This is a genomic window from uncultured Sulfitobacter sp., from assembly GCF_947502895.1.
In the GTDB taxonomy this organism is placed as follows: domain Bacteria; phylum Pseudomonadota; class Alphaproteobacteria; order Rhodobacterales; family Rhodobacteraceae; genus Sulfitobacter.
Window position 1 is genome coordinate 184,570 of sequence record NZ_CANNBM010000003.1, and the last position, 13,145, is coordinate 197,714.

13 protein-coding genes are annotated in these 13,145 nt (G+C 58.2%); 11 read left to right on the forward strand and 2 right to left on the reverse strand.

From position 1 onward, the window contains the following. The first annotated feature begins 22 nt into the window (after positions 1 to 22). From Q0903_RS13940 to lexA, 7 genes are all read left to right on the forward strand, one after another. Complete coding sequence (locus Q0903_RS13940) at positions 23 to 604, forward strand: aminodeoxychorismate/anthranilate synthase component II (RefSeq protein WP_299027577.1); 582 nt, start codon at positions 23 to 25, stop codon at positions 602 to 604. Further along, positions 601 to 1,620: an anthranilate phosphoribosyltransferase gene (gene trpD / locus Q0903_RS13945; protein WP_299023655.1), complete on the forward strand. Its 1,020-nt coding sequence runs from the start codon at positions 601 to 603 to the stop codon at positions 1,618 to 1,620. Before Q0903_RS13940 ends, trpD begins: the two co-directional genes overlap by 4 nt. Further along, positions 1,620 to 2,309, forward strand: a complete 690-nt coding sequence (locus Q0903_RS13950) for a uracil-DNA glycosylase (protein WP_299416435.1) — start codon at positions 1,620 to 1,622, stop codon at positions 2,307 to 2,309. Before trpD ends, Q0903_RS13950 begins: the two co-directional genes overlap by 1 nt. After that, entirely contained in the window at positions 2,306 to 3,118 is an 813-nt protein-coding gene (trpC, locus tag Q0903_RS13955; protein ID WP_299416438.1) for an indole-3-glycerol phosphate synthase TrpC, read from the forward strand. Before Q0903_RS13950 ends, trpC begins: the two co-directional genes overlap by 4 nt. Further along, positions 3,118 to 3,591 (forward strand): cyclic pyranopterin monophosphate synthase MoaC, encoded by a 474-nt coding sequence (gene moaC, locus Q0903_RS13960; protein WP_299416441.1) that lies wholly within the window; start codon positions 3,118 to 3,120, stop codon positions 3,589 to 3,591. The genes trpC and moaC overlap by 1 nt, the downstream gene beginning before the upstream one ends. Further along, positions 3,588 to 4,760, forward strand: coding sequence for a gephyrin-like molybdotransferase Glp (gene glp, locus Q0903_RS13965; protein ID WP_299416443.1), 1,173 nt, complete (start codon positions 3,588 to 3,590; stop codon positions 4,758 to 4,760). Before moaC ends, glp begins: the two co-directional genes overlap by 4 nt. A gap of 66 nt (positions 4,761 to 4,826) precedes the next feature. After that, positions 4,827 to 5,519: a transcriptional repressor LexA gene (lexA, locus tag Q0903_RS13970; RefSeq protein ID WP_299023661.1), complete on the forward strand. Its 693-nt coding sequence runs from the start codon at positions 4,827 to 4,829 to the stop codon at positions 5,517 to 5,519. A gap of 6 nt (positions 5,520 to 5,525) precedes the next feature. Here the strand turns inward: lexA and Q0903_RS13975 are convergent, their stop codons facing one another. Next, positions 5,526 to 7,583, reverse strand: a complete 2,058-nt coding sequence (locus tag Q0903_RS13975; RefSeq protein WP_299416788.1) for a ComEC/Rec2 family competence protein — start codon at positions 7,581 to 7,583, stop codon at positions 5,526 to 5,528. A gap of 128 nt (positions 7,584 to 7,711) precedes the next feature. Here Q0903_RS13975 and gltX point away from each other — a divergent pair, with 128 nt between their 5' ends. From gltX to Q0903_RS13995, 4 genes are all read left to right on the forward strand, one after another. Next, positions 7,712 to 9,112: a glutamate--tRNA ligase gene (gene gltX, locus Q0903_RS13980; RefSeq protein ID WP_299416446.1), complete on the forward strand. Its 1,401-nt coding sequence runs from the start codon at positions 7,712 to 7,714 to the stop codon at positions 9,110 to 9,112. Positions 9,113 to 9,230: 118 nt separating this feature from the next. After that, positions 9,231 to 10,526 (forward strand): citrate synthase, encoded by a 1,296-nt coding sequence (locus tag Q0903_RS13985; protein ID WP_299023667.1) that lies wholly within the window; start codon positions 9,231 to 9,233, stop codon positions 10,524 to 10,526. A 445-nt stretch (positions 10,527 to 10,971) separates the two neighbouring features. After that, positions 10,972 to 11,898 carry a calcium-binding protein gene (locus tag Q0903_RS13990; protein ID WP_299023669.1) on the forward strand — a complete coding sequence of 309 codons (927 nt, stop codon included), beginning with the start codon at positions 10,972 to 10,974 and terminating at the stop codon, positions 11,896 to 11,898. Between the two features lie 79 nt (positions 11,899 to 11,977). Further along, the gene (locus Q0903_RS13995; RefSeq protein WP_299023670.1) at positions 11,978 to 12,289 is read left to right on the forward strand and encodes a hypothetical protein; all 312 of its coding nucleotides are present in this window, start codon (positions 11,978 to 11,980) and stop codon (positions 12,287 to 12,289) included. A gap of 78 nt (positions 12,290 to 12,367) precedes the next feature. On the opposite strand, the gene Q0903_RS14000 is transcribed toward Q0903_RS13995, so the two are convergent. Next, complete coding sequence (locus Q0903_RS14000) at positions 12,368 to 13,141, reverse strand: enoyl-CoA hydratase-related protein (RefSeq protein WP_299023672.1); 774 nt, start codon at positions 13,139 to 13,141, stop codon at positions 12,368 to 12,370. Between the last annotated feature and the right edge of the window lie 4 nt (positions 13,142 to 13,145).

Here is a 13,145-nt window from a genome sequence, read left to right on the forward strand (position 1 = left end):
CCTAATACGAAGTTTGCCCAAGATGCTCTTGTTGATCGATAACTATGACAGCTTTACCTATAATCTAGTGCATTATCTGGGTGCTTTAGGCGCGCAGATGGAAATACGACGCAACGATACGCTGAGTGTGCAAGATGCAATGGCGATGCGGCCCTCGGGCATTGTTTTGTCCCCTGGCCCGTGTGACCCTGCCCAAGCGGGCATCTGCCTCGCGCTGACCCATGCCGCTGCGGATGCGGGCATTCCGCTGTTGGGTGTATGTCTGGGCCACCAGACAATTGGCGAGGCCTTTGGCGGGCGTGTCGTACGCGCAGATGATATTGTGCATGGCAAGCTGGGTCAGATGCAGCACTCGGGGCGCGGCCTGTTTGCAGGGCTGCCCTCGCCCTTTGCCGCCACGCGCTATCACTCCTTGATTGTTGAGCGGGCCAGCCTGCCCGACTGCCTCGACGTGACAGCCCAGCTGGAAGACGGCACTATCATGGGTCTGCAACACCGCAGCCTGCCCATCCACGGTGTACAATTTCACCCCGAATCCATCCGGTCCGAACACGGCCATGCCCTGCTCGACAATTTTCTCAAAGAGGTGAAAGAGCCTGCATGAGCGATCTTCTCAAACCCCTGATTGATGCGGCCGCAAACGGCCCCCTTACCCGTGCACAGGCCGAAGAGGCCTTTAGCATTCTGTTTGAGGGCGAAGCGACCCCCAGCCAGATTGGCGGATTGCTGATGGCGCTGCGCACGCGGGGCGAAACCGTGGACGAATACGCCGCCGCCGCCGCCGTGATGCGGGCGAAATGCAACAAGGTGCGCGCGCCCGAGGGCGCTATGGACATTGTAGGCACTGGAGGTGACGGCAAAGGCACGCTGAATATCTCGACTGCGACGGCCTTTGTGGTGGCGGGGGCTGGTGTCGTGGTGGCCAAACACGGCAATCGAAATCTTAGCTCCAAGTCAGGGGCGGCGGATGCGCTGACGCAAATGGGCTTAAACACGATGGTCGGTGCGCCCGTGGTGGAAAAAGCGCTTAGTGAGGCTGGCATCGGCTTTATGATGGCCCCCATGCATCACCCTGCCATTGCGCATGTGATGCCGACAAGGTCAGAGCTGGGCACGCGGACCATCTTCAACATCCTTGGCCCCCTCACCAATCCAGCTGGCGTCAAACGCCAGCTTACAGGGACGTATATGCGCGAACTTACGCGCCCGATGGCTGAAACGCTCAAACTCCTCGGCTCGGATGTGGCGTGGCTTGTCCATGGGTCAGACGGCACGGACGAGCTGACGATAACTGGCGTAAGCTGGGTCAGCGCACTGGGCAAAGATGGCCGGATCGACGATATCGAGATACACCCCGAGGACGCAGGCCTGCCTGTGCATCCCTTCGAGGCTATCGTGGGTGGTACGCCCGAAGAAAACGCAGTGGCGTTCAACGCCTTGCTGGATGGCTCACAATCGGCCTATCGCGATGCCGTTCTACTGAATTCTGCAGCGGCCTTGGTGATTGCCGATGCGGCGCCCGATCTCAAGTCAGGGGTTGAGATGGCACGCGCCAGCATCGATTCTGGTGCTGCGCGGGATAAAATCTCGGCCGTTGCGCGTATTACACAAGACGGCTGATGTTCGACCTGAGCCATCTTGGCGCGTGGCGCGATCTGCCGTTCTTCACCACCGTCTTGCCCCAGATTGAGGCTAAACTGGCGCAGGAAACACGCGCCATTCTGCCACCCGCCGCCCATGTGTTTGCTGCCCTCCAGCGGACCCAGCCTGACGACGTGAACGTGGTGATATTCGGCCAAGATCCTTACCCGCAACCCGGCAAGGCCGAAGGCATCGCCTTTTCTATTCCTGATGACTACGCAAAAAGCGCACGCCGCGACAGTCTCGACAATATTCTGGGCGAGTTGCACAGCGATCTGGGCGTGCAACGCCGCAGCACCAGCCTTGCCGACTGGACAGACAAGGGGGTGCTATTGTTCAACTGCCTAGCGCTCACCGTGCCCGAAGGCAAAGCAGGTGGCCACCGCAGCCTCGGCTGGAAGATCCTGACCGACCAGATCATTGCACGGCTTAGCGATCGCCCCCGCGCCTATCTTTTGTGGGGGGGCGATGCCCACAAAGCAGCACAATCGGTAGATGGCACCGTGAACTTCAAACTACAGTCCTCCCACCCCTCACCCTTGGGCTGGAAGAAAACAGGCGCAAACTTTGAACCGTTTCACGGCTCAAAACCCTTTAGCCGCACCAATGCGTGGTTGCGTAGCACAGGCCATGCGTCCATAAACTGGGGCGATCCGGAGGGGCCATGACACATACAATCCTAGACAAAATCAAAGCATATAAACTGGAAGAAATTGCCGCCGACAAAGCCGCAATGCCACTTGCCGACGTTGAGGCAGCCGCCGCAGCAGCGCCGCCTGTGCGCCCATTTGCCGATGCCTTGCTTACCGCCTCTATTGAAAACTACGGCCTGATCGCAGAGATCAAAAAGGCCAGCCCGTCCAAAGGGTTGATCCGCGAAGACTTCCAGCCCGCAGCATTGGCCGAGGCCTATGCCGCTGGCGGGGCCACCTGTCTGTCAGTGCTGACCGACACGCCCAGCTTTCAGGGCGCAAAAGAGTTTCTGGTTGATGCGCGCGCCGCCTGTGATCTTCCCGTTTTGCGCAAGGATTTCATGTACGACATTTACCAAGTTGCCGAGGCCCGCAGCATGGGGGCCGACTGTATTCTTATCATCATGGCCTCTGTCTCGGATGCGCAAGCAGCCGAGCTGGAGGATGCCGCAACACATTACGGCATGGACGCGCTCATTGAGACCCATAGCGCCGAAGAGCTTGAGCGCGCACTGCAGCTGAAATCCCGCATGATCGGCATCAACAACCGAAATCTCAACACCTTCGAGACATCGCTGGATGTCACCCGCACCCTGTCCAAACACATTCCAGGTGAGCGGATGATTGTATGTGAAAGCGGGCTCAATACGCCCGAAGACCTAGCCGATATGGCCCGTTATGGTGCGCGTAGTTTCCTGATCGGCGAAAGCCTGATGCGGCAGGAAGACGTGGCCGCCGCCACGCGGAACCTGCTGGCCAATCCCCTCCGCGCGGGAGGCATGTAATGGCCCTGACCCATTTCGACGGTGACGGTCATGCGCATATGGTTGATGTCTCGGAAAAGGCCGTGACGTCGCGTATTGCAACAGCCGAAAATCACATCAAGATGATGCGGGAAACCTTTGATATTATTACTGAAGGTCGCGCAAAAAAGGGCGATGTCCTAGGTGTGGCGCGGCTTGCTGGTATCATGGCTGCAAAAAAGACGTCTGATCTGATCCCCTTATGTCACCCTTTGCCGATCACTTCCGTATCGGTTGATCTGGTACCCGATGCCGATCTGCCCGGTATCCGCATAACCGCAACGGTGAAAACCACGGGCCAGACAGGTGTCGAGATGGAGGCGTTGACCGCCGCGTCCGTAGCAGCACTTACCGTATATGACATGAGCAAGGCAGTCGATAAAACGATGGAAATCTGCGGCCTGCGGGTCACTCTTAAGGATGGCGGTAAATCAGGCCGCCACACCGCGCCTTGATACCCGTCGCCGACGCGCTGGCGCATCTGTTTGCACTGACCCGACCACTGGAGATTGAGCAGGTGCCCCTGCGCGCCGCCGCTGGCCGCGTATTGGCCACCAATGCCATCGCACAGCGCACCCAGCCGCCCTTCGCCGCCTCTTCTATGGATGGATACGCCCTGTGCCGCGCCGAAGTCGAGCCTGATGCGATGTTCAAGGTTGTTGGCGAAGCAGCAGCAGGACACCGCTATCAGGGCGATTTGCATGCAGGTCAGGCAGTACGCATTTTCACAGGTGCGCCCGTTCCCGCGGGTGCGGACTTTGTTGTGATCCAAGAAGATGTTACACGGCGCGGTGATCTGATTACACTGGGCCATTCCATCGGCGACAAGGACAACATCCGGCCCGCTGGCGGTGATTTTTCCGAAGGCAGCACTCTGTCTGCGCCACGCCGCTTGCGGCCTGCAGACATCGCCTTACTTGCCTCCATGAACGTCGCGCAGGTCGCAGTGTACCGCAAACCTGTTGTTGCAATCCTCGCTACAGGGGATGAATTGGTCCAGCCAGGCGAAGTGCCAGGCCCCGACCAGATTATCGCCTCCAACACCTATGGCCTTGCTGCCCAGGTAGAAGCCTTGGGCGCAACTGCGCGAATGATGCCTATCGCGGGCGATACAGAAGCCTCCCTGCGACGCAGCTTCGAGCTTTCCCATGATGCTGACTTGATCGTCACAATTGGCGGTGCATCTGTTGGCGATCATGATCTGGTCGCCCCTGTCGCTGCCGCCATGGGCATGGATCAGTCATTCTACAAAGTGGCGATGCGGCCGGGAAAACCCCTGATGGCTGGCACATTGGGCGGGGCTGCAATGATCGGGCTGCCTGGCAACCCTGTATCGGCCATGGTGTGTGGAACGGTCTTTGTCGCGCCAATGATCCGCGCCATGTTGGGACTTGGGCGCTTTGCTGCGCCACGCCGCGTAATCGCCCTTGGTCGGGACATGCCTGCAAACGGGCCGCGCGAACACTATATGCGCGCCGTGATCAAAGATGGCACCGCGATGCCAGAGCAACGGCAAGACAGCTCTCTTTTAACGGTTCTGGCCACTGCAGATGCACTTCTGGTACGTCCTCCGAATGATCCAGCACGGAACGCGGGCGATACTGTCGAGATTATCGATATCTGAACAGGTTGACACAAAACAAGAACGTCCCTAGAACAAAATGAGATAAACAGGGATGAGGACCGTTCAGTGCTGACCAAAAAACAACTCGACCTCTTGGCATTTATCCACAAGCGGGTGCAGCGCGACGGTGTGCCGCCCAGCTTTGACGAGATGAAAGAAGCGCTTGATCTGCGCTCCAAATCTGGCATCCACCGCCTGATCACCGCATTGGAGGAGCGCGGCTTTATCCGCCGCCTTGCCCATCGCGCCCGCGCCATCGAAGTGGTCAAACTGCCCGATAGCATGACAGGTGCTGGGTTTTCACCGCGCGTGATTGATGGCGATCTGCCTGATGCGCCTCCGCCCGCCGCGGCCCTGCCCGTCACCACGATCGAAGCGACCGAACTGCCCGTTATGGGAAAAATTGCCGCTGGTGTGCCGATTGAGGCGATCAATCAACGCTCGCACGGGGTGACTGTGCCGAATGCAATGCTGTCGGGTGCGGGTGCGCATTACGCGCTGGAGGTCAAAGGCGACTCGATGATCGAGGCTGGCATCAATGACGGTGATGTTGTTGTGATCCGTGAAACAAGCGTGGCCGATGACGGTGATATCGTTGTGGCCTTGGTCGAAGACCATGAAGCAACGCTGAAGCGGTTCAAACGCAAAGGTGCTGCCATCGCACTTGAGGCGGCAAATCCGGCCTATGAAACACGCGTTTTTCCAGCAGATCAGGTCAAGGTGCAAGGCCGCCTCGTCGGGCTGATCCGCTCTTACTGAACTGCGTCAATTCTTGGTCCGCTGCGCTTGCCTTTTGTCATCGCGCGGCGGATCTGCCTTGGGCCAATGGGTCCACAGCCTGTCCCCCGTGGCGTCGCGCGCCGTCACCAGCTTGACGCGTCCGCTGCCTTCCTGCCAGTAGGCCAACGCCCCCGTTTGGCGCAGGCTATCAGGGTCATGGACAGCACAGGGCCATTTTTCATGCTCAAGCACAACCGAGCTGACGACAATCTGACCCTTCTCACAGCCATCAAAAGCCGCCGCAGCGCGTTTGCCGGACAAATGGATAACTCGGCCCTCAGGCGACCAGAGGGCGCCTGCTAAATACTGGTCATTTCCGTCCCCGTCGTTCTCCAGCCAGTTGCGCGCAGCAAATCCGGCGCCACGCTGTTTGCTTAGAGCGCGCCCTTCGTCTGTCATAACACCCACCAGCGTTCCCGTATCAGAGATCAATACATCCGGTCTTGTTGTACCAGACCAAATTACAAAGGATGCTGCCATGGCCACCGCCCCGCCCCAGCGCAATGGGCCCCGCCATAGGATGAGCATGATAAACCCCAGTGCCAGAAGCGGCAGCACCCATCCGCCCGGCCCTACGACGTATGTTCGCGCTTGGGGCAGATGGGCTATGAAATCAGCAACTGTCAGAATCCAGCGCACCCCAAGGCTCATCCCCCACAGGCCGACAAACTCCAGCCCTATTGGGGCAAGGACCACCGCGACCACCGCCGCAGGAATAACAAGCACGCCCATCAACGGCACCGAGGCCAGATTGGCCAGCAGCCCGTATTGTGCGATCGCGTTGAAGTGTGCGGCAGCCACTGGTGCTGTTGCAAAGCCGGCGACCGCAGAAGAAATCACCACAGCACTGACAGGCTTCAACCAGTTCGGGCCCATAGGCACCTGCCCGTCCCTGATCCAGCCAAAGACCGCCACCAGCGCCGTGGTCGCTGCAAACGACATCTGAAAGCCTGGCCCCATCAATGCTTCGGGCCGCATGACCAGCACAATGGTGGCCGCAATGGCCACACCGCGCAGGCTGATCGCGCGCCGCCCGATCATCAATGCACAAAGCGCCACTGCGACCATGACAAATGCCCGTTGGGTGGCCACATTGCCACCAGACAGCGCCAGATACCCCGCCGCCGCAACCAGCGCGCCCGCAGCTGCAATGCTGCGTGCAGGTACCCGCAGCACCAGCGGCGGCACCAGCGCAAAGGCCAGCCTGAGCGCGGCGAACACCACTCCGGACATAAGACCCATATGCAGTCCTGAAATCGCCAGCAGATGCGCCAGATTGCTTGCGCGCAGATTATCCAGTGCCGCTTGGCTGATGGCGGACCGGTCGCCAGTGGTGATCGCCGCCGAAAACCCGCCAATGTCTCCACGCAATACCTCTTGAATCCGCTCGGATGCGGCCATGCGAATACGAAACACGCCTAAACCGCCATCAGGTTCGGACACGCCCATCAGCGGTGTACGGGCATAGCCGACGGCGCCAAGACGGACAAACCAAGCGTGACGTTGGAAATCAAAACCTCCCGGCTCAACCGGGCCAGAAGGCGCGGAGAGATGGCCCGTGATCATCACCCGCAGCCCTGGTTCGGCGGCAATATCAACACTGCGGTCCCCATGCAGCGACAGGCGTACGCGGTGTGGTGTGCGTGACGGCGGCACGCGGTCCAGTTTTACACGGTCCAGCGTGAGGCGTAGTGCGTCGGACTGACTGCGATCAATGGCAACGATCCGTCCCTCTACCGCTCCGTAATAGCGAAAGTCCAGCACAGGCCCCGCTACAGAATGGGCCCGCGCGGATGCCAGAAGAAATCCTGCCGCAACCAAGACGATTGCAACGGCAAAGGGCCGCAGGGATTCTGGCAATGCTCTGGCAAGAAGAGCGCAGAGTAACGCGCCCCCTGCGATCAATCCCAGCACAAGCGCCGAAGGCTCCCAAGCAAGATGAAAATACCATCCGATGCCAGCGGCAAGACATACAGGCACCCAGCCAAACAGCGCGCCACGCTGCGCGCGGATCATTTCCGCAAAGGCAACGCCTGCGCCCATTGCTTGCCCCCGTTCGCTGCACTGGATAGATAGTGCCAAACCATAGGCTGCTGGTGGTTACCAAATGGTAAACGTGACCGAAGTGTTAACGCCCGCACCTTGCCATCTCGCCCCCGAAAGGACTTTTTATGTGCTCTGACATCGTCACCCGCTTCGCCCCCTCGCCTACGGGTTTCCTGCACATCGGGGGTGCGCGCACAGCATTGTTCAATTGGCTCTATGCTCGTGGTCGGGGCGGCAAATTTTTGCTGCGGATCGAGGATACAGACCGCGCCCGCTCCACCCCCGAGGCGACGGCCGCGATTCTGCAAGGTATGGCATGGCTGGGGTTGGACCATGACGGCGAAGTGGTCAGCCAGCATGAAATGGCCCCGCGCCACGCTGAAGTAGCGCATGAATTGCTCGCCAAAGGTGCCGCTTTCAAATGTTTCGCCACCCAAGAGGAAATCGAAGCATTCCGTGAGGCCGCCCGCGCCGAAGGGCGTAGCACGCTCTACCGATCGCCATGGCGTGACGCGGACCCTACCAGCCATCCTGACGCGCCATTTGTGATCCGGATCAAGGCACCTGACAGTGGACAAACCGTGATCCACGATACCGTTCAGGGTGATGTTACGATTGATAATGCCCAGTTGGACGACATGATCTTGCTCCGCTCGGACGGCTCACCCGTTTATATGCTGGCGGTGGTGGTGGATGACCACGATATGGGCGTGACCCATGTTATTCGCGGTGACGATCATCTCAACAACGCCGCGCGTCAGATGATGATCTACCACGGCATGGGCTGGGACGTTCCTGTCTGGTCCCATATCCCGCTGATCCACGGCAGCGACGGCAAAAAGCTCAGCAAGCGCCATGGCGCATTGGGCGCGCAGGAGTATCAGGCCATGGGCTATCCCGCCGCTGGCATGCGCAACTATCTGGCCCGTCTGGGGTGGAGCCACGGAGACGACGAATTTTTCACTGATGAACAAGCGAAAGAGTGGTTCGACATCGACGGTATCCGCAAAAGCCCTGCTCAGTTTGACCTTAAGAAACTGGAGAATATCTGTGGCCAGCATATCGCGGTCGCTGATGATGCCGCATTGCGGCACGAGACAGAGAGCTATCTGGCCGCTGCGGGTCAACCCGCCCTAACGTCACAACAGTCAGAGGGTTTTGAGCGGGCGATGTACTGCCTGAAAGAACGCGCGAAAACACTTCCGGAACTCATTGAAAAAGGTCACTTTATCCTAACATCCCGCCCTCTGGAGGTTGATGATAAAGCCGCAAAGCATCTCGATACGGTATCCCGTGGTATACTGACTGAATTGACGCCGCAGCTGCAAGATGTTAGCTGGGACCGTGAAACGCTCGAAGAGGTTCTGAACGGTTTTGCTGCCGCGCATGATACCAAATTCGGCAAGCTGGCAGGGCCGCTGCGCGCAGCCCTTGCAGGGCGCGCCGTGACACCTTCGGTTTTCGATATGATGCTGGTGCTTGGCCGTGAGGAAACGATGGCCCGCCTGACCGATGCAGCATCCTGAGACAGACGTAAATCTGTCATTAAGGATGTACTAGTTAAGAGAGACAAGGATGTGCGGGCAACGGCCCGTACAGACCCGGGGCGCAAAGCACCCGCAGCCAACCTAGAAGGGGACATTCATGGCCGAGAGTACCAAATCAGCGACGCTCACTGTTGGAGATAAAACAATCGAGCTTCCGATGTTTTCACCGACCTCGGGCCCTGATGTTATCGACATCCGCAAGCTCTATGGCCAAGCGGGTGTGTTCACCTATGATCCCGGGTTTACCTCGACCGCGTCTTGCGACAGCACAATCACCTTTATCGACGGCGACGAGGGTATCCTGACACACCGTGGCTATCCTATCGGCGAGCTGGCAGAGAAATCCCATTATCTCGAAGTCTGTTATCTGCTGCTTTATGGTGAACTGCCCTCCCCCGCGGAATTGGAAGATTTCGAGCACCGCGTGACAAACCACACCATGCTGCACGAGCAGATGATGAACTTTTTCCGTGGCTTTCGCCGTGATGCGCACCCGATGGCCGTTATGGTCGGCGTGGTTGGCGCGATGTCGGCGTTCTACCACGACTCGACGGATATCAATGATGAGTGGCAGCGTGAGGTCGCCTCGATCCGTCTGATCGCCAAAATGCCGACCATTGCTGCGATGGCCTATAAATACACCATCGGTCAGCCTTTCGTGTATCCACGCAATGATCTGGACTATGCGTCAAACTTCCTGCGTATGTGTTTTGCCGTACCTGCCGAGGACTATGTCGTTGATCCGATCCTCAGCCGCGCGATGGACCGCATTTTTACCCTACATGCAGATCACGAGCAGAACGCCTCCACCTCGACCGTGCGATTGGCGTCCTCTTCTGGCGCGAACCCGTTTGCCTGTATTGCGGCTGGTATTGCCTGCCTTTGGGGCCCTGCGCACGGTGGTGCAAACCAGGCCTGTCTGGAAATGCTCAAAGAGATCGGTACGCCTGACCGCATCCCCGAATTTATCGCCCGCGCCAAGGACAAGGACGATCCGTTCCGCCTGATGGGTTTCGGCCACCGCGTTTACAAAAACTTTGATCCACGCGCCACGGTGATGAAACAATCCGCTGACGAAGTGCTGGAACTGATGGGTGTCGAAAACAACCCGATCCTACAGGTTGCCAAAGAGCTGGAAAAACAGGCGTTGGAAGATCCGTATTTCGCTGAGAAGAAACTCTTCCCGAATGTGGATTTCTACTCTGGCATCATTCTTGAAGCGATGGGCTTTCCCACTTCAATGTTCACACCGATCTTTGCGCTGGCACGGACCGTTGGCTGGATTTCCCAGTGGAAAGAACAGCTCAATGACCCACAGCTGAAAATTGGCCGTCCGCGCCAGCTTTATCAGGGCGAGGATGTGCGCGCCTACACCGATATCGAAAAACGCTAACGCACTCTGCGGCAGCTATCAGCCTCCGTGCGCAAATCGCGTGCGGGGGCTTTTTTTGTGCCCGCCAGAAATGGGCAAGATTGTGGCGGCAATTTGGCTGGCTTGTTTCTTGCGCGCTTGGCTATGGCGCAGCGCGAATACCCTGCTGATCCTGTATAAAGACATGTGGATATGCACCAAAGCGCATAACACATTGCATTATATGGCTTCGCTGCTCCGAATCACTGCGCCATTTTCACTACCGGGTGATTCTGGCCCACATGTAATCCCGACGATATGCGCGGATTGTAGCCAATCACGTGTCACGAATTGAGGCAGAATTTCCGAAAAAGGGGCCAAATTAAGGCATTGTTTCGGGCAGGTGCACAATCCCCCCCCTTCGCTTGACCGGTTGGGGCAACCCTGCATAGTCGTACCCAACAACCACGCATAAGGGATGATTGCTATGTTGATGTTACTCGCACTGGCTGTGCCACTTGCTGTCCTTGGGTTCGCTGTTGATGGCGGCTCCGACGATGATGAAACAACAGATCAGATCGGCACGGAAGCCGATGATCGCTTTGAAGGCGAAACCGGTGATGACTTTATCGACGGTCAGGCCGGCGATGATATTATGAACGGTCGCGCAGGCGACGATACGATTTTCGGCCGTGAGGGCGAAGACGTTCTGCAAGGCCAAGACGGCGACGACATGCTGTGCTCGGGCGAAGGCGACGATGTTGTCACCGGCAACACAGGCCATGACCTGATCGAGGGCCAAGGCGGCGATGATTTCGTATCGGGCGACTACGGCTTTGACACCGTGCGCGGCGACGAAGGCAACGACACGGTATTGGGCGGCCGCGGCGGTGACGTTGTCGAAGGAAACGACGGCGACGACGTGATCTTTGGCGGTATCATCGAAGGCGTTCCACTCAACCTCGAAGAGCTGACAGCCCTGCGCGACGGCGGCTCGCTTGAGGATATCAACGGCGGCATCGAGATGCGTGACGACAGCCTCGGTAACACGCTGCGTGGCGGCACAGGTGACGATGATATCATCATCGGCTCCGGCGATTGGGTCGGCGGTGGTGTGGGCGATGACACGTTCCACATTATGTCCGAGCAGACCGAACTGCGCGAAGGCGAAACAGAAACCCGCATCATCGACTATAACGGCGACGATGACGCGATCACCGTGATCGTTGATGACACGGCGGCTGACGCAGACATCAATGTTGTTATCGACGGCGAAGATGCCATCGTACAGATGGGCGATACTGTTCTTGCACGTGTCGAGGGCGCTGGCGCTTCTCTCACGGCGGCGGACATTACACTTGTCGCACAGAACACAGCACAGTCTCTGTTCGATCCGAACCCTGCAACTGCCTAAACCTGACGGCTGCTGGGGCGGGTTACTCACCTGATCCGCCCCTTCCCCCCACGCGATCCCAGCCCAGCAGGAGCATACCATGGCAGATACGACACCAGACATGCCTCAACACTACCAGTGGTCCCAAGCCAAAAGCCTGATGCCACTGAAAGCAGAATGCGAAAGAGGCCCCAAAGGCGCGCTTGTACCAGATGCACGCGGCGAAACCGATCACATCGCTGTTGTCTATGACAAAGGCGAAACACCACCCGAAATCACAATCAAGCAGGTCTCGGGCTCGGTCCATACGGTACTGGCCAACGGCATCGCAGTTGCGGTGGTGGCACGAACCACCGGCAAAGCGCCCAGTGTATCGGATGTTTTACTGGTTGAGCGAAGCGTTCATTCCTGACATCCCAAATGAACCTAAACCAAAAAGGCCCGCTGCACGGTAAATGCAGCGGGCCTTTTTAATCGCAAAACAACAAGCCTACCGGCCTTCGAAGTCTGCGGCGCGCTTTTCGGTAAAGGCCAAAACGCCTTCTTTGAAATCACGGGTCTTGCCGCATTTCCCCTGTTCTTGAGCTTCCAGCGTTAACTGCTCTTCGTAGGCGTTGTTCCAGCTTTCGCGCAGAACGGTCTTTACAGCTGCATAGGCTGCAGTAGGACCAGCGGCCAGATGGGCCGCTTTGGCGCGCCAATGGTTATAGAATTCATGATCTGCGACAGCTTCCCAGATCATGCCCCAATCATCGGCCTGACGGGCGCTGATCTTATCAGCAAACAGGGCAGCACCCATCGCTTTGGCCATGCCCATTTGGCGGGGCAGTGTATAGGTACCGCCCGCGTCAGGGATCAGACCTATGCGGGTGAAAGCCTGCAGGAAATAGGCGCTCTCGGTTGCAAAAACAACGTCAGCGGCCAAGGCCAGATTTGCACCTGCCCCCGCTGCGGGGCCGTTTACGGCCGCAATTGTAGGCACAGGGCATTGCGTAATAGCGCGCAGCATTGGCGCATACTCATCGCGCAGCGTCCGCTCCAGATCGATCGAGCTTGCAGCACGGTCGCCAAGATCCTGCCCCGAGCAAAAGGCCTTGCCCGCACCGGTTATCACCACAACACGGGCCTCACGCCCGCCCGTCGTAAATGCGTGTTCAATCTCGGCCCGCATCTGGGTGGTAAGCGCGTTATACTTGTCTGCCCTATTCATTGTGATCAGAGCCATGCCATCGCTCAGTTCATAAGTGATTGTCTGGTAGTCCATGGCG